This is a genomic window from Gammaproteobacteria bacterium, from assembly GCA_029862005.1.
Classification (GTDB): domain Bacteria; phylum Pseudomonadota; class Gammaproteobacteria.
In genome coordinates this window covers 12,985-29,414 of record JAOTYD010000023.1, presented here as the reverse complement: position 1 = coordinate 29,414, position 16,430 = coordinate 12,985, and the positions used below count along the sequence as shown (strand labels likewise).

The 16,430-nt window shown below is 52.9% G+C and carries 19 protein-coding genes; 11 read left to right on the top strand and 8 right to left on the bottom strand.

The genetic code is table 11. The features are described from left to right. Positions 1–2 precede the first annotated feature (2 nt). Together coxB and OES20_13675 are read right to left on the bottom strand one after the other, a co-directional pair. Complete coding sequence (gene coxB / locus OES20_13680; protein ID MDH3635745.1) at positions 3–1,136, bottom strand: cytochrome c oxidase subunit II; 1,134 nt, start codon at positions 1,134–1,136, stop codon at positions 3–5. A gap of 110 nt (positions 1,137–1,246) precedes the next feature. After that, complete coding sequence (locus tag OES20_13675) at positions 1,247–1,726, bottom strand: DUF2244 domain-containing protein (protein MDH3635744.1); 480 nt, start codon at positions 1,724–1,726, stop codon at positions 1,247–1,249. A gap of 94 nt (positions 1,727–1,820) precedes the next feature. Between OES20_13675 and OES20_13670 the strand changes: the two genes are divergently transcribed. Next, positions 1,821–2,054: a DUF2970 domain-containing protein gene (locus tag OES20_13670; GenBank protein ID MDH3635743.1), complete on the top strand. Its 234-nt coding sequence runs from the start codon at positions 1,821–1,823 to the stop codon at positions 2,052–2,054. Here the strand turns inward: OES20_13670 and cyoE are convergent. From cyoE to OES20_13655, 3 genes are all read right to left on the bottom strand, one after another. Next, positions 2,051–2,953 (bottom strand): heme o synthase, encoded by a 903-nt coding sequence (cyoE, locus tag OES20_13665; GenBank protein ID MDH3635742.1) that lies wholly within the window; start codon positions 2,951–2,953, stop codon positions 2,051–2,053. The genes OES20_13670 and cyoE overlap by 4 nt on opposite strands. Before the next feature lie 87 nt (positions 2,954–3,040). Continuing rightward, complete coding sequence (locus OES20_13660; protein MDH3635741.1) at positions 3,041–3,646, bottom strand: hypothetical protein; 606 nt, start codon at positions 3,644–3,646, stop codon at positions 3,041–3,043. Further along, on the bottom strand, positions 3,643–4,359 hold the full coding sequence (locus tag OES20_13655) for an SURF1 family protein (GenBank protein MDH3635740.1): 717 nt from the start codon (positions 4,357–4,359) through the stop codon (positions 3,643–3,645). The genes OES20_13660 and OES20_13655 overlap by 4 nt, the downstream gene beginning before the upstream one ends. Positions 4,360–4,416: 57 nt before the next feature. On the opposite strand from OES20_13655, the gene OES20_13650 reads away from it, so the two are divergent. After that, positions 4,417–4,638, top strand: a complete 222-nt coding sequence (locus OES20_13650; GenBank protein MDH3635739.1) for a twin transmembrane helix small protein — start codon at positions 4,417–4,419, stop codon at positions 4,636–4,638. A 93-nt stretch (positions 4,639–4,731) separates the two neighbouring features. On the opposite strand, the gene bioC is transcribed toward OES20_13650, so the two are convergent. After that, positions 4,732–5,547, bottom strand: a complete 816-nt coding sequence (gene bioC / locus OES20_13645) for a malonyl-ACP O-methyltransferase BioC (protein MDH3635738.1) — start codon at positions 5,545–5,547, stop codon at positions 4,732–4,734. Between the two features lie 224 nt (positions 5,548–5,771). Between bioC and plsY the strand changes: the two genes are divergently transcribed. Next, complete coding sequence (plsY, locus tag OES20_13640; protein MDH3635737.1) at positions 5,772–6,347, top strand: glycerol-3-phosphate 1-O-acyltransferase PlsY; 576 nt, start codon at positions 5,772–5,774, stop codon at positions 6,345–6,347. Between the two features lie 57 nt (positions 6,348–6,404). Here plsY and tsaD read toward each other — a convergent pair whose 3' ends face one another. Then, a complete protein-coding gene (gene tsaD / locus OES20_13635; GenBank protein MDH3635736.1) occupies positions 6,405–7,424 on the bottom strand; it encodes a tRNA (adenosine(37)-N6)-threonylcarbamoyltransferase complex transferase subunit TsaD in 1,020 nt (339 codons plus the stop codon). Between the two features lie 121 nt (positions 7,425–7,545). Here tsaD and rpsU point away from each other — a divergent pair, with 121 nt between their 5' ends. The 4 genes from rpsU to hemE are packed head-to-tail and all read left to right on the top strand — an operon-like array spanning position 7,546 to position 10,707. Further along, positions 7,546–7,761 carry a 30S ribosomal protein S21 gene (gene rpsU / locus OES20_13630; protein MDH3635735.1) on the top strand — a complete coding sequence of 72 codons (216 nt, stop codon included), beginning with the start codon at positions 7,546–7,548 and terminating at the stop codon, positions 7,759–7,761. Between the two features lie 11 nt (positions 7,762–7,772). After that, positions 7,773–8,225, top strand: coding sequence for a GatB/YqeY domain-containing protein (locus OES20_13625; GenBank protein ID MDH3635734.1), 453 nt, complete (start codon positions 7,773–7,775; stop codon positions 8,223–8,225). A gap of 5 nt (positions 8,226–8,230) precedes the next feature. Further along, complete coding sequence (locus OES20_13620) at positions 8,231–9,637, top strand: FAD-dependent oxidoreductase (protein MDH3635733.1); 1,407 nt, start codon at positions 8,231–8,233, stop codon at positions 9,635–9,637. After that, on the top strand, positions 9,637–10,707 hold the full coding sequence (hemE, locus tag OES20_13615) for a uroporphyrinogen decarboxylase (protein MDH3635732.1): 1,071 nt from the start codon (positions 9,637–9,639) through the stop codon (positions 10,705–10,707). The genes OES20_13620 and hemE overlap by 1 nt, the downstream gene beginning before the upstream one ends. 145 nt (positions 10,708–10,852) lie before the next feature. On the opposite strand, the gene OES20_13610 is transcribed toward hemE, so the two are convergent. Further along, positions 10,853–13,447: a penicillin-binding protein 1A gene (locus OES20_13610; protein MDH3635731.1), complete on the bottom strand. Its 2,595-nt coding sequence runs from the start codon at positions 13,445–13,447 to the stop codon at positions 10,853–10,855. 172 nt (positions 13,448–13,619) lie between these two features. On the opposite strand from OES20_13610, the gene OES20_13605 reads away from it, so the two are divergent. Genes OES20_13605 through OES20_13590 form a run of 4 tightly spaced genes read left to right on the top strand, consistent with a single transcriptional unit; the run spans position 13,620 to position 16,418 of the window. Then, positions 13,620–14,693 carry a pilus assembly protein PilM gene (locus OES20_13605; GenBank protein ID MDH3635730.1) on the top strand — a complete coding sequence of 358 codons (1,074 nt, stop codon included), beginning with the start codon at positions 13,620–13,622 and terminating at the stop codon, positions 14,691–14,693. Continuing rightward, positions 14,690–15,277, top strand: coding sequence for a PilN domain-containing protein (locus OES20_13600; protein ID MDH3635729.1), 588 nt, complete (start codon positions 14,690–14,692; stop codon positions 15,275–15,277). The genes OES20_13605 and OES20_13600 overlap by 4 nt, the downstream gene beginning before the upstream one ends. Beyond that, entirely contained in the window at positions 15,274–15,873 is a 600-nt protein-coding gene (locus tag OES20_13595; GenBank protein ID MDH3635728.1) for a type 4a pilus biogenesis protein PilO, read from the top strand. The genes OES20_13600 and OES20_13595 overlap by 4 nt, the downstream gene beginning before the upstream one ends. Next, a complete protein-coding gene (locus tag OES20_13590) occupies positions 15,870–16,418 on the top strand; it encodes a pilus assembly protein PilP (GenBank protein ID MDH3635727.1) in 549 nt (182 codons plus the stop codon). Before OES20_13595 ends, OES20_13590 begins: the two co-directional genes overlap by 4 nt. Positions 16,419–16,430 lie beyond the last annotated feature (12 nt).

Below are 16,430 nucleotides of genomic sequence, written 5' to 3'. Positions count from 1 at the left end.
CCTTATCTTGCATTCTTGATCGCGGATGGCTGAACCATATCACCCACGCTATTACCTAAAGCATTACGTTCGTAAGTCACTACGGCAGCGAGATCAACATCGTTGAGCTGTCCCTTGAAGGCTGCCATCGCGGTGCCCGCCTTGCCGTTGACGACGATGTCGATATGACCCGCGGGATCGCCAAGAACGATGGCACTACCGGTCATCGCCGGGAAGGCCCCGGGGATCCCGGCACCAGTCGGACCATGACAGGCCGAGCAGTTTGCCTGGTAAACCGTTTCACCGCGCGCGAGCAGGTCTTTCATAGACCATTCCTGCTCCGCCGAAGCCGCCGCGGCAGCCGCTTCCTCTTTCTTGCTTACCAGCCACTGCTGATACTCTGATTCTGTTACCGCATGCACGACAATCGGCATGAAACCATGATCCTTACCGCAGAGCTCGGCACACTGGCCGCGGTAAATCCCGGGCTTTTCAATCGTCGCCCAGGAATCGTTGATAAATCCCGGGACCGAATCCTGCTTGACCGCAAGTTCAGGCACCCACCACGCGTGAATGACGTCAGTCGAGTGGAACAGGAAACGAATTTTTTTATTGATCGGTAGTACCACCGGCTCATCAACTTCGAGCAGGTAGTTTTCATAGCCGGTTGGATCACTGATTACATCGCGGCTGGATTGCGCGAGACTGCTAATAAAGCTGACATCTTCATCCACATAGGTGTATTTCCATTTCCACTGGATGCCGGTTACCTGCAGCGTAATGTCGGCATCGGTTTTGGCGTCTTCCAGGTCGAGCAAGGTTCCAGTCGCCGGAATCGCAATACCAATCAAAATTAACAGGGGCACGACGGTCCAGATGATTTCAACAGTAGTGCTTTCATGGAAGTTTGCGGCTACCGCACCCTTGGATTTTCGATGATGAAGAATTGACCAGGCCATCGCGCCAAAAACAACCACCCCAATAGCGACACAAATCCAGAAAACCAGCATGTGCAAGCCGTAGATTTCCTGGCTGATCGGGGTAACGCCCTGAGTCATGTTCAACTCGTATTCGGCACGAGCAGCAGACATCGAAAACATCGAAGCCACGCCCGTGAAGATCACTGAGAACCGTCGGCACCATTTATTAAAAATCATTCTTATCCCCCTGAACCACACGATCACAACATTGGTGCAAGTTGTGTTAGATGCACCGGTATTTAAACACAAAAATGCCATCTGAATCTGGACATTCAGACGGCGCTTAATCACACGCGAATTATACAGTCTTTCAATTTAAAGGCTAGCTCATCCTTTTCCGAATTAGCCAGAAAACTGCCTACTTCGACCGCAGTGCCACGCATGCCGATAGCAAGCCTGCGAGCCGGGTTACGGGTGCCCGTGGTTTCGTCGATAATCCGCACCCAGGGCGTTTTGAATTCCCAGCTCTGAACGACCCGTTGTACCCCTTTTTCTACTCTGGTTCGATCCGGATCCAGGGTGATTACTTCCTTACGATATACCTTGCGAGACGTCACGTAGAGTCCGATACCCAGGGCCAGCATTTCGAGCCCGGAAAAAGGCAGCACCAACCACATGCCCTGCAGCGTGAAGAACAGACCGACAGCGATTGCGATCACGCAGGTAAACAGGTAGAAAATCACCAGCTCGTGCCAGCTGATGGAACAGTTGGGGGATAGCACGATGCGGAAGCTATCTCCGGAATCTTGTTTACTGATATTGACCATAATTGGATTAAAGCCCTACTCTAGATTGGATATTTCACCACTTAAGTCCAGCTGCGACAATACTCGAACAGGTAATAATACAAGGAATTCAATCTTGAACAAAGAACCAGACGATCAACCCCCGGAAGCAGTCCAGTTGACCTTTGGACAGCTGGTTAAAAGTACTTTGGCGGCATTCCTCGGTGTGCAAAGCAGCGCCAATCGTGAGCGTGATTTCAAACACGGCAAGATGTCCCATTTTATCTGGATGGGATTGCTATTCGGGCTCGTGTTTGTGCTGATGCTGGTCGGCGTGGTACAGCTGGTACTGTACCTGACTGGCCGCTAGAGAAACCAGCCGCGAATGAAAACGCGGGCGTAGTGATCTGCAAGCAGGAAGGCGAACAGGAGACTCAGGTAAAAAATCGAGTAACCGAAGGTTTTCATCGCAATCACGTCGGGCTTCTTGTCGTAGTACAGCTTGATCGCGTAGTACAAAAATCCCATTCCCAGCGCAAGCGCACCGGCGAGGTAGATCAAGCCGCTCATCTGCACGATAAAGGGCATCATTGTTACGACAACCAACAATATGGTGTAGAGCAAAATCTGGATCTTGGTAAAATTAACGCCGTGGGTCACCGGCAACATCGGGATGTCCGCCTTGGCGTATTCCTTGCGTCGACGGATTGCCAGCGCCCAGAAATGCGGGGGAGTCCAGACAAATATAATCAGAAACAGCAGTAAAGCCTCGGTATCCACACTCCCGGTTACCGCGGTCCAGCCCAGCAATGGCGGCGCGGCACCCGCGGCACCACCAAGCACAATATTTTGCGGCGTCGCGCGTTTCAGGTACATCGTATAAATCAGCGCGTAACCAACCAGCGAAAACAAGGTTAACACTGCGGTGAGCAGGTTGATAAACACCAGCAACAAGGTAATACCGAGCGTACCGATCGATAGCGCGAAAATCAGGGCCGATTTCTGGTCCAGTTCCCCGCTCACCAGCGGACGGTTACGCGTACGTTCCATGATCCGGTCAATATGTTCGTCGACCACGTGATTGATGGCTGCGCCGGACGCAGCGGCCAGGCCAATACCCAGCAAACCGAAGACGAAGGTATCCAGTGGTACCGCACCTTCGGCGGCAAGCAACATACCTACCATCGCGGTAAACACGATCAGGTAGACAACCTTGGGCTTGGTCAGCTTGTAGTATTGCGAGCAGGCGTCGAGGGTTAGCGTGGTCATTTAAGTTAGCCGGATTAAGCTACTTCGTAAAAAGCGGCCGTTATACAGGCGTTCTCGCGGCGATTCAATCGCGCGATGATAACAGACTCAACCGATCTGCGATAACTTCATTAGTTTTTTAAGATCTTCCAGCACTCGATCCTGATCACTCTCTGCGGGATAGTGCATCATCAGGTTCTGATCAGGATCAACCAGGTACATTTTGGGCAAATCGCCGACCTCGCCGTACCCTTCCAGGTAAAACTGACGGTAAAGGTTCGGGTCACGATTGTCTTCGACTACTTTAAAGTTGGGAAAATCCTTGAGGTAGGTTTTGGTCGTTTCACTGAGCGGCTTCGAGCTGATCAACACATTCTGCAAGCGCAACGTGTCACGCCCGAGCAGGGTCCTGATCTGGCGCATGTAGAACAGGTTGGAACGACAAAGCTCATCGCAGTCTGCGCCGGCGAACATCAGGAATGTCCATTTGCGCCCGAACCCTGCCTGATACCGTTCGCCATCCAGCGTTTCGAGTACCGGCCAGTCAAGCCTTTTCACCGGTTCGACCAGGGTACCGTAATTGCCGCTCGTGGGCTTGAGATCAAATACGTAAAGTGCAAGCCAGCCACCGATAAACGGAGACAGGAATATAGCGATCAGCGCCAGCAGCTTAATCCGGTACCAGAGCAATCGCTTGGGTTCTTCCTCGTTCATTCAGCTTTCCGCAGGTTTAAAATGATAAAAAACACGAACGCAAGCAGTGCAAACGCAAACCATTGCGTTGCATAGGCCCGGCTCTTTTCAGGCTTCATCCAGACCGGGTTCCACTCGCGCACGTAAACATCGTCCTGCTCAGGCGCCAGCCATAACACCACGGGCAATAGTCGATTCGAGAACTGTGCCCGCAGGGCCTCGATATCAATATAAGGAATGAGCTGTGGCCAGCGATCGGAAAGTGTTAATCCGCCCATGCGCAACGCGGGCTCGTTTGGAAAATTTGCGATGCCCCTGACGCCGTTCAGGCTCTCGGCCTCTGGTATCGGCGATATCTCCTGCCGGGATTCGCCCCAGGCTGACCAACCGCGGTTGACCAGGATCAGGCTGTCGCTGTCTCTTAGTTTCAGAGGGGTCAGTACGTAATATCCTGCTTTGCCCCGATACAGCTGGTTATCGACCAGGAAATGGTGGGCGTTGTCGAAGCTTCCCTGCAGCAATAGTTTGCGGTACTCGATATCGTCCAGCCCATCACCCGGTGAATACTCCCGGTATGGCTCACCCAGCCTTTGCTCGAATTTTGATTCGATCGACGCCTTCAGGGCCGCGCGTTCCAGCTGCCAAAGCCCCAGGCCAATGAACAGCGAAACACCCACTGCGGTCAGTGCGATCGACCACCGGGCGGGTTTGAACTTGCGCGTCCCGATCATCATATCGACAACAGCTCATGATCCGGTAAACTAGTCTCCAGCGTATAGTGTCCAATCACCATGACTATCGTCAAAATTATTATCGCCGTGTTGCTCGGTTTAATCGTGCTAAGTCTCGGCGCCAGTATGCTGAGCCTGGTCAAGGGTCGCAGCGACTCCAATACCACCGTTAAGTTCCTGACGATCCGCATTGTCCTGTCGATCGTAACTTTCGTTTTCATCGTATTCTCATTCTACATGGGCTGGATCCAGCCCCACGGAATCGTCCCCCCGGCTTCCTGACCGGTCTTAACTGAAAGTTAAGGTGGAATCACAACCGCATAAATGGGCCTCACACGCAGCGTTTCAATAGTAAATTTCCGGGTATCAATTTCATTACCGGGTATCGAGCCAGGCATGCCCGTAGACGACCTCGTAGGATGCAACGAACTTTCCATCTTCAAATCCATGCTCACGATAACCGGCCTCCAGTCTGCGCAACTGCGCCGGTGTCATCAATCCGCGGCGCCGACTGACATCGGCATTACTCGCCCCGACATTGCGCAGGTCTTCGAGCAACGGTCGAAACGCAGGGTATTCCAGCCGGATTGTCTCTGAATCGACAACCGGCTGCGCAAAACCGGCTGCAACCATGGCATCGCCGACATCGTGCATATCGACAAACGGGTGCATGTGAGGGTAACTATCCAGCGCCTGCCAGGCCTCGGCAAGTTCCGATAACGTGCCGGGGCCAAAACTCGAGAACATCAACAGCGCGCCCTGTCGGGAGACACGTGCCAATTCTTTCAGCATTGTGCCGACATCATTACTCCAGGGCATGGCCAGCGATGAGAATACGAGGTCAAAACTCTGATCCGTAAAAGGTAGGCGCTCCATGTCTGCTGCGACCACGCGTTTTTTCGACAATAAACGAAACCTGGCACGAGCCTGCAACAGCATTTCGTGGGCAATATCCACGGCATAGATCCGTGCGCGCGGGTAGGACTTTTGCAAACCCCGGACACCCTTGCCAGTGCCGCTGCCGACATCAATAATTGTCTCCGGCTGGTGACGTATGTACTGCAAGCGATCTAATAGCCGATTTAGCACCTCTTCGTGCAATATCGCTGCATTATCGTAACTTTTAGACGCACGATTAGCGAACTTTTTGATCGACCGTTTATCCAGCCGTGGTATATTGAGCAGGTCCAACGAGACTCCTGGGCTAAATTTCACGCTTGCCGAGCAGGCACATTTTACGGCGCAGGGGCGACTGCAACCTTAATCTGATAATAATGGTGTATTCACGATGCCGGCGTCGGATTCTACCTGAAACCTCGTGGCAACATCAGCGATTTGTCGCTGGGTCGCGGCCGCGGGCTGTAAGGCCATTCCATATCTGTTAGAGTCTGGCCATCGCGACTACCCGTTAAACCATGGTCGAAACCCTTGCATTAATCGTGTGGGCCTATCTACTCGGATCGATTTCGTCCGCGATCGTACTGAGTAAAATAATGGGATTCAAGGATCCACGCAGCGAGGGTTCGAATAATCCTGGTGCCACCAATGTGCTGCGGATCGCCGGCAAGAAAGCGGCGTTTCTTACCCTGGTCGGTGATTTTCTGAAAGGCCTGTTACCCGTCCTGCTGGCACACTGGCTGCAACCCGAGCTTCTCACCCTGGCATTAACCGGTTTCGCCGCGTTCATCGGACACTGTTTTCCTCTTTATTTCGGGTTTCGAGGGGGTAAGGGCGTTGCTACAGCGATCGCGGCCGCGCTGGGATTTAACTGGATTGTCGGTGCAATTCTGATCGCGATCTGGCTGCTTTTTGCGGGGGTATTCAAGATATCGTCACTGGCTGCAATTATCTCATTTTGCGCGTTACCGGTATTGGTCTACTGGCGTACGCAAAACCTCGAAGTCTGCATCGTATTTGTCGCGCTCTCGGTGATCCTGATTTGGCGTCACAAGGGCAATATCCAGCGTCTGATACAGGGTTCCGAATCCTGATTAATTCCTTATATACAGCTATTTCGATACGTCAATCCCGGGTATGCGTGGGGCCGCTTACGCTGGAATGACCGGTAACGTTTCGAGCGACCAGCGAGCCAGCACATCGCAGGCCGGGTCATCGACCTGGCCATGTAACAGGCGCAATGCTCCGGCATAGGCGATCATTGCACCGTTATCGGTGCAATATTCCAGCGCCGGGAAGTGAATCCGGGTACCTTGCACCTGTCCCAGCTTGTCGAGAACCTGCCGCAATCGTCGATTCGCACCGACGCCGCCGGCAACGACGAGATTCCGGTAACCAGTCTCCTCCAGTGCGCGTTTGCACTTGATACACAGCGTATCGACAACGGCTTGCTGGAAGGCAAATGCGATCTCGGCCCGCAACCTGTCGTCGAGTGGTGCATGTTGTTTAACGATATTTAGCGCCGCCGTTTTCAGTCCACTGAAACTGAAATCAAGTCCGGGGCGTTTGGTCATCGGTCGCGGGAATTCGAATCGGGATTGCGTCACCGAATCGGCAAGAGCCGCCAGTTCAGGGCCACCCGGGTATGGCAAATCCATCAATTTCGCGGTTTTATCAAAGGCTTCCCCGACCGCATCGTCGAGCGATTCACCAAGAATACGATAGTCACCGAGCATTCTGACATCTACCAATAGCGTATGTCCGCCCGATACCAACAACGCGACGAAGGGTAATTCAGGTTGTTCATCGGCCAACATCGGTGCCAGCAGATGTCCCTCCATGTGATGCACACCGAGCAACGGCTTATCGAGCGCCCAGGCCAACCCATGGGCGAGATTGGCGCCGACCATCAAGGCCCCGATCAATCCCGGGCCCCGGGTATAGGCGATGGCGTCAATCGCATCGATACCGCCGATTTCGTCCAGGATCTCGCCGAGCATCGGCGCTGCCTTGACAACATGATCACGTGAAGCAAGTTCCGGCACGACTCCACCGTACTCGCGATGCTTTGCAACTTGCGAGTAGAGACGCTGCCAGATCTGTCCGCTATCGCTATCGTAAACCGCGATACCGGTCTCGTCGCAGGAGCTTTCGATACCCAAAACTTTCATAAAAACAGGCTATTAATTACCGCTTGAGATTGATATTTGGTGCTGCCTCCTTATAATTGGCCGGCTCTTGAAGCCGGAGCCAGTAACATGGCGCCACCGTTAACTTACTGGATCAATAAATATGCCATCAGTTAAAGTAAAGGACAACGAACCATTTGATTTCGCACTGCGTCGTTTCAAGCGCTCTTGTGAAAAAGCGGGTGTCCTCACCGAAACCCGTCGTCGTCAACACTACGAAAAACCCACCGCCGTTCGCAAGCGCAAATCAGCCGCCGCAGTAAAGCGCAACTTCAAGCGCATTTCCAAGGATTTCGGTACTCGCAGACGTCTCTATTAAACCGGCGCGCCATGTCGAGTACGCTAAAACCAAAATTAATGTCCGACATGAAGTCATCGATGAAAAGCGGTGACAAACAACGTCTGGGTGTTGTCCGCCTGATACTCGCCGCAATCAAGCAAATTGAAGTCGACGAACGCATCGAACTTGACGATACCCGCATCCTCGCGGTGCTCGATAAAATGGCCAAGCAGCGCCGTGAATCAATCACCCACTATAGTGATGCGGGACGAGACGACCTGGTGGCGATCGAGCAGGCCGAGATCGACATCATCCAGGAGTACCTGCCGGAGGCGTTGTCCGAGGCAGAAATCAATGACCTCGTAGAACAGTCTATCGCTTCCACGGGTGCTGCCACCATTAAAGATATGGGCAAGTTAATGGCTGCGCTCAAACCCCAGCTGCAGGGGCGCGCAGATATGGGAAAAGTCAGCCAGCTAATCAAGTCGCGGCTCTCCGCCTAGCCACAATGCCAAATGTTTTCCAGTTCCTGGAAGTGCAACGCACCGATCCCGGTAAAAAACCGGCATTTGTGCGGGTAAACGAATTCGGCGAAATCTACGGCGATTACGAACAACAGGAGGCCGCCGAACAGGCCGAACGCTGCATCGAGTGCGGCAATCCTTATTGCGAGTGGAAATGCCCGGTCCATAACTATATTCCTAACTGGCTCAAACTGGTTGCCGAAGGCAACCTGATGGAAGCTGTCGAAATGTCTCACAAGACCAACAGCCTGCCGGAGGTTTGCGGACGCATCTGCCCCCAGGACCGGTTATGCGAAGGCGCCTGCACGCTGAATACCGGATTCGGTGCGGTCACGATCGGCTCGGTTGAAAAGTATATTACCGACAAGGCAATCGAGCTGGGCTGGACGCCCGACCTTTCCAATGTTACCGCCAGTGGTAAAAAAGCTGCGGTCATTGGCGCCGGCCCGGCCGGGATCGCCTGTGCCGACGTGTTGACCCGCAATGGCATATCCTGCGTGGTGTTCGACAAATACCCTGAAATCGGTGGCCTGTTGACCTTCGGTATCCCACCGTTCAAGCTCGAGAAAGAAGTCATCACGCGGCGCCGAAAGATGTTCGAGGATATGGGCATAGAGTTCCGCCTCAATACTGAAATTGGCAAAGACCTGGCGTTTGAGCAACTGCTCGCCGACTATGATGCAGTGTTCCTCGGCATGGGTACCTACACTTATATGAAAGGCGACTTTCCTGGTGAGGATAAACCGGGGGTTTACGAGGCCCTGCCTTACCTGGTCGCAAATATCTACGATCAAATCGAGTTCGGTGGTGACAAGCCCGCGTTTATCGACTTCAAGGACAAGCAGGTTGTCGTGCTGGGTGGCGGCGACACCGCAATGGACTGCGTCCGCACCGCGATCCGCCAGGGCGCAACCGGCGTTACCTGCGCCTATCGACGTGACCGCGCAAACATGCCTGGCTCGATGCGCGAAGTCGATAACGCAATGGAGGAAGGCATCGAGTTCCTGTACAACCGGCAACCGCTCGAGATTGTCGGCAACGGCAAGGTTGAAGGCATCAGGCTCATTTCCACCGAGCTCGGTGAGGCCGACGAACAGGGCAGACGCCGCCCGGAAGTCGTTCCTGGTTCCGAGGAGATCCTGCCCGCTGACGTGGTGGTGATTGCATTCGGTTTTCGACCGAGCCCGGCTGACTGGTTTGTTGACCATACCATCGCAATGGATGATGGCGGGCACGTTGTTGCCCCCGAACAGGCGGAATTCCCGTTTCAGACCAGTAATCCGAAGGTGTTTGCGGGTGGCGACATGGTGCGTGGTTCAGACCTGGTCGTGACCGCGATCTACGAGGGACGCCAGGCCGCTGAAGGCATTCTTGATTACCTGGAGGTTTGATGAGTCAACCGGTACTTAAGAATGATCGTTTGATCAGGGCATTGCTGCGCCAACCGACCGACACCACGCCCGTGTGGATAATGCGCCAGGCAGGTCGCTACCTGCCCGAGTACCGGGCAACGCGCAAACAGGCCGGTAGTTTTCTTGACCTGTGTAAAAACAAGGAACTCGCCTGCGAGGTCACGCTGCAGCCGTTGCGACGCTTCGATCTGGATGCGGCAATCCTGTTTTCCGATATCCTGACGATTCCGGACGCGATGGGACTCGGTCTTTATTTCGTTGAAGGCGAAGGCCCGAAATTCGAACGCCCGCTGCGCAGCCTGGTTGATATCAATGCCCTCGGCATTCCCGACCCGGGCGACAGCCTGAATTATGTGACCGATGCGGTCAGCCTGGTTCGACAGGAGCTGAATGGCCAGGTGCCGTTGATCGGATTTAGCGGCAGCCCGTGGACCCTGTCGACCTACATGGTCGAGGGCGGCAGTTCCAAGGAGTATCGCTATATAAAAGGAATGATGTACGAAAGCCCGTCAGCGCTACACCAGTTGCTAGATACCCTGGCTAGAGCGGTCACCGCTTATCTCAATGCACAAATCGAGGCTGGCGCGCAGGCCGTAATGATCTTTGATACCTGGGGTGGTGTGCTCACTCCGCAAACCTACCGTGACTTCTCACTCAACTACATGCAACAGATCGTCTCCGGCCTGAAGCGTGAACATGAAGGGCAGATCATCCCGGTGACATTGTTCACCAAGGGCGGTGCGCAGTGGTTGGAAAACATTGCAGATACCGGTTGCGATGCGCTCGGACTCGACTGGACAATTGACATTGACGAGGCGCGCTCGCGTGTCGGAGACAGGGTCGCATTACAGGGTAACCTCGATCCCTGCGTGCTGTATGCCGATCCTGAAACCATCCGCGCAAAAGTACAGGACATCATTGCTCGGTTCGGCAACCATCCGGGACACGTTTTCAATCTCGGGCATGGTATTCACCCGGCGGTCGACCCCGATCACCTGGGTGTTCTGATCGATTCGGTTCACGAATTCGGTTTTGACATTCGTAAATGACGCCGCCAAAAGCGGCGTCATCCCGGAGAGTGCGCCAGCTCTTATCCGGGATCCAGAAGTAACATCGAAGGTAAATTGTAAATGGGGATTCCGCGGTCAAACCGCGGGACGACAACGGCTGGGCTCAGCGGAATGATAACTGGGCTCAAAAGATGTCTTCGACGATCTCATCTTCAGTCTCGGGAGCGTTGACTACCACCCCGCCCGAGCTACTACTGCTATTCGATCTCGCCAGGGTTTTTTCTTTTGGCGCATTATCAACACGAAAAACTTCGAACAGGCTGTTACGGGTATCAACATCCGCTCGTTTTCCGGTTTCACCATCGATACGAATGGTGATCAGGCCTTCGGGTTGTTCCTGCAAATTTTCCGGCCGCCCTTCAAGCGCAGCACGCATAAAACCGATCCACATGGGCAGGGCCGCGCGCCCTCCGGTTTCACGGTTACCCATATGACGCTGGTTATCAAATCCCACCCAGGTAGTCGTCACTACCTGGTCATTAAAACCGCTAAACCAGGCATCAATTTGATCGTTGGTGGTTCCCGTTTTCCCCGCGATATCGTTGCGACCCAATGCTTTCGCGCGCACTGCGGTACCGCGTTGCACCACTTCACGCATCATCGATCGCATGATGTAGGCATTCTGTGCTGATATCACGCGTGGCGCATATCGGCGCCCCGGTTCTGCGGACGACCCTTCAATCGCGACAGCAATACCGCTCTCGAGTTCATCTGTGCCATCAGCCGAGGGCTGACTTTCGTCGCTTGCCTTAACCGCTGCGGCCTCCTGTTCCACCTCCTGTTGTGCAATGGCCGCGGCTTCAATTGCCGTTAGCTGGTCCAGGCTTTCCGTTTCGCATCCCTGGCAAACGGTTTGGGGATTATGCTGGTAAATTACCTCGCCGGTGCCCGACTCGACCCTACTTATAATATAGGGATCTATCAGATAGCCGCCGTTGGAGAACACCGCGTAGGCCCGGGCCATCTGCAAGGGCGAAAATGTTCCGCTACCGAGAGCCAGCGATAAGTCGTATGGCATGTGCTCGCGTTCGAATCCAAAGCGCTGGATGTAACTGGTGGCATAGCGCAGACCGATCGACTGCAATATGCGGATAGAGACCAGGTTACGCGATTTAACGAGCGCTTCTCGCATTCGCGTAGGACCGTAGAATTTTCCCGAGTAATTTTCCGGACGCCAGGTGGCCTCCAGCGAGTCATCGTCAAAAACCACCGGTGCATCATTGATGATAGTCGCCGCGGTAAAGCCTTTTTCCAGGGCAGCCGAGTATATAAACGGTTTGAAGTTCGAACCCGGTTGACGTCGCGCCTGCGTTGCACGATTAAACTTGTTCTTGAAGTAATCGAAACCACCCACCATTGCCTGGATGCCCCCATCCGAGGGATCGATCGACACCAGGGCGCCATCTACCGTGGGCACGTCAGCGAGTAACCACTTTGAATCACGCCACTCGAGCCATATCACGTCGCCGACCGCGAGCACGTCCTCAATTTTTTCCGGTTTCGGTCCCTGGTTGTCAACATCGATAAACTTTGCGGCCCAATCGATACCACCCTCGAACAGCATGACAATTTGCTCATAATTCGAAATCAGTACGGTCGCGCTCTCGGGCACACCCTCGGTGCTACCATCTGCGCTCGGGGGGATGGCCTCGTTAATCGAGATTACGACACCCTTGCGTAATCCCCCAATTTGCTCGTCGAGCACCATCTCCTCTTCAAAAGGGTCTTCGATAACCTCGGTCAAATCGATCTTGTCAATCACTCCACGGTAACCGTGTCGTCGATCGTAATCGAGCAAGGCACTACGCAGCTCACGGTTAGCGACTGCCTGAAGTTCACCATCTATCGTTGTGTAAACCTTGAGGCCTGCCTTGTAAACCTCTTCACCATACTGTTCGAATAACTGCGCCCGCACCTGCTCGGACACATACTGGGCCTCGGCAGAGATTCGGGTTTTATGTAACTCGGCGGTTATCGGTTCGTTGAGCGCCAGTTGGAATTCCTCCTCCTCGATATAATTCAGGATACGCATGCGCCCGAGAATGTAGTTACGGCGAATCAGCGCCCGATCCGGGTTGGATATCGGATTGTACTTGGACGGCGCCTTGGGTAACCCAGCAATCATTGCTGCCTGCGCCAGGGTCAGGTCCCCAAGCTGCTTGTCGTAGTAAACCTGCGATGCTGCACTTATGCCATATGCACGATGACCGAGAAAAATTTTATTGAGGTAAAGCTCTACGATCTTTTCCTTGTCCAATTCGCTTTCGATCTTCCACGCGAGCAGGATTTCATTGAACTTGCGTGCATAGGTCTGTTCCGGGCTCAGGAAAAAATTTCGAGCGACCTGCATGGTTATGGTACTTCCGCCGCGGGTTTTTCGGCCGGTGGTCGCAACCTCGTAGGCAGCAGCACCCAACGCATAAAAATCGATGCCCGAATGATTCCAGAATTGATCATCCTCAACCGCGACCACGGCATCAATCAGGTAACGCGGAATCTTGTCGAAATTCACGGGGATACGACGATGTTCCCCGAACTCGGCCAGCAAGATTTCATTCTTGTCATAAATGCGCAACGGCACCTGGTACTGGGCATCTTCAAGATGCTCGATGGAAGGCAGCGTGGGAACCAAAACAGCATAGATATAAAACGCCCCTGCGATCAGAACGATCGAACCCGCGGCAAACAACCAAGAGACAATTTTTACTAGCTTTTTCATTAAGTTAGGCTATACACATAAACGGTTACATGAAAAGTATCGACAAGTATAGATTCTTGCACTAGACTCCTTTTTGTTTAATCAGAATAATTTAACATTTTAAATACTTACGACTAGATCTTAATGTAATTTATCATAGTAAGATCGAGTATCACAGGCACATTGACGAGGGATACCGGTGTTTTTATCGCGTAAAAAACCGCCGCTTATTGGGCTAGATATCAGTTCTACATCGGTCAAGTTGATGGAACTCAGCAAAACCGGTTCCAGTTACCGAATAGAAGGTATCGGGGTAGAACCCCTTCCAGCTAACGCGGTCGTCGAGAAAAACATCGCCGAAGTCGAATCAGTAGGCGAGAGTGTAAAGCGTGCGCTCGCCAAGTCAAAAATAAAAACCAAGTATTGTGCCATTGCTGTTTCCGGTTCATCGGTCATCACGAAGAAAATCACCATGCCTGCCAGTCTTTCCGAAGACGAGATGGAAGGCCAGATCCAGCTCGAGGCCGACCAGTATATTCCATATCCCCTCGAGGAAGTAAATCTTGATTTCCACGTTATCGGTGAAACCGATACCAATCCCGAAACTGTTGACGTTCTGCTGGCTGCCTGTCGCAGCGAGAACGTCGACGATCGCGTCGCGGCGGTCGAACTTGCCGGCCTGACACCCAAAATTGTCGATATCGAGGCCTACACGGTCGAAACCGTATTCTCTGCAATGGCGTCTCAAATGCCGGACGAAGGTATGGACAAGACCATTGCCATTGTTGACATCGGTGCGACCATGACCAGTCTCAGCGTGATTCACAATCACAACTTGATCTATACGCGTGAACAGAATTTTGGCGGCAAACAGTTGACCGAAGAAATTATGCGCCGCTACGGCTTATCCTATGAAGAGGCCGGGCTCGCCAAGCGCCAGGGTGGTTTGCCGGATAACTATGAACCCGAAGTACTCGAGCCCTTTAAAGAGACCACCGCCCAGCAGGTTAGCCGTTTTCTGCAGTTCTTTTACTCGGCTGGAGGCCCGATCGGTGATATTGATCACCTGGTACTGGCCGGTGGCACCGCCGCATTGCCAAATCTGGCAGAACTGACCGAATCCCACATTGGTGTTCCGACCTCGATTGCAAACCCTTTTGCGGACATGTCTGCCACGAGTCGCGTCAACAAGGCTAATCTCGAAGCAGATGCACCCGCCTTCCTGATTGCTGCGGGACTAGCCATCCGAGGAGTCGAATACTCATGATCATTACCAAGATCAACCTACTCCCCTGGCGCGAAGAGCTGCGCCAGGAGCAGAAAAAAGAATTCTTCATGATGGCGTTTATGAGCATTGTGTTGGCTGGAGCCATTTACGGTTTAGTTTATTTCCAGATGCAGTCAAAAATAGACTACCAGCTATCGCGCAATAATTTCATGACCAATGAAATCAAAAAACTTGATGATGAAATCAAGGAAATTCGGGAACTGCAAAAAGTACGACGTAGCCTGGTTGAACGTATGGAGGTTATCCAGGATTTGCAGGCAAGCCGTCCTTCAATCGTACATCTGTTCAGCGAAATTGTTTCAACGGTTCCGAATGGTGTTTACCTCGAATCGCTAACCCAGACCGGGAGTAACCTGTTGATCAACGGCGAAGCAGAATCCAACGCTCGGGTTTCAACCTATATGCGCAACCTGTCCGCTTCGGATTGGCTCAAGGATCCGAATCTAACCGTTATCGAGATTGAAGATATCACGGTTAATCGCATCAGCACCTTCACCCTGACGGTAAAACAGACATCGCCGAATGCGACTGAAGAGGAAAGCGATGATGGAGGTCTGAAATGAATTGGGAAGAGATCCAGCATCACCTTGAACCCGACAACATAGGCTCTGCGCCGAAGGGTATCAAGCTTAGCGTATGCCTCTTCTTGATGGTGGCGATCATTGGCGCGGGCATTTACTTCCTCACCCTGGACCAGTTGAAAGTCCTGGAACGACACGAAAAGAAGGAAGTTGAGCTTAAAGAAGAATTCAAGGTCAAGGCAGACCAGGCTGCAAAGCTTGAACTATATAAAGAGCAACTTGCCGAAATGGAAGCCTCTTTCGGCGCGTTGTTGCGACAGTTACCGGAAACCACCGAGGTAGAGTCCCTGTTGGTTGACGTGTCGCAAACTGGTCTTGCCGCGGGTCTCGAGATCAAAAAGTTCAAGCCCAGCGCAGAAGAAAAGAAAGGATTTTACGCCGAATTGCCGATTTCTCTCGAAGTCTCGGGTTCTTACCACCAGCTTGCCACTTTTATCAGCGGCATCGCTGCGTTACCCCGTATTGTCACCATCAGCGATATGAAGCTGGAGCCGTTCGAGAAGGATGATCTGAGCGGGAAGCTGAAAATGGCAGCGACTGCCAAGACCTATCGTTACCTTCAGGAGGATGAGCAATGACAGGACGCTCAAAAGCCTCTCCGAAATTTATTCTTCTGGGTATTCTTGCCACGCTGCTTTCAGGCTGCGGTGCCGGTCTCGGGGATCTGCAACAATTCGTGCAGGAGATCAGGGAGCGTCCGCCCGGACGGATCGAACCGATCCCGGAGTTTCAACCGTACCAGAATTTTGAGTACGCCTCGCACGATTTACGTGACCCTTTCAAGCTGGTCGATTTCAGGCGTCCCGACGAAAATCCTGAAGAAATTAACGAACTCGCCTCGGGCCTTAGACCCGACATCGATCGAGTGAGAGAACCGCTTGAAGACTTCCCTCTTGATACGCTGCGCCTGAAGGGCACTATCGACGATAAAGACGGCATCAAATGGGGCCTTATTTTTGCACCCGATAATACGATTCATCGTGTGATCGAGGGTAACTACATGGGACAGAACCATGGCCGAATTCTTTCGGTTACTGACCAGATTATTGAATTAACAGAAATTGTCCCTGACGGTCTGGGAAACTATATCGAGCGCTCATCGGCGGTCGCGCTGATTGAGTAACGAGAGGAAACA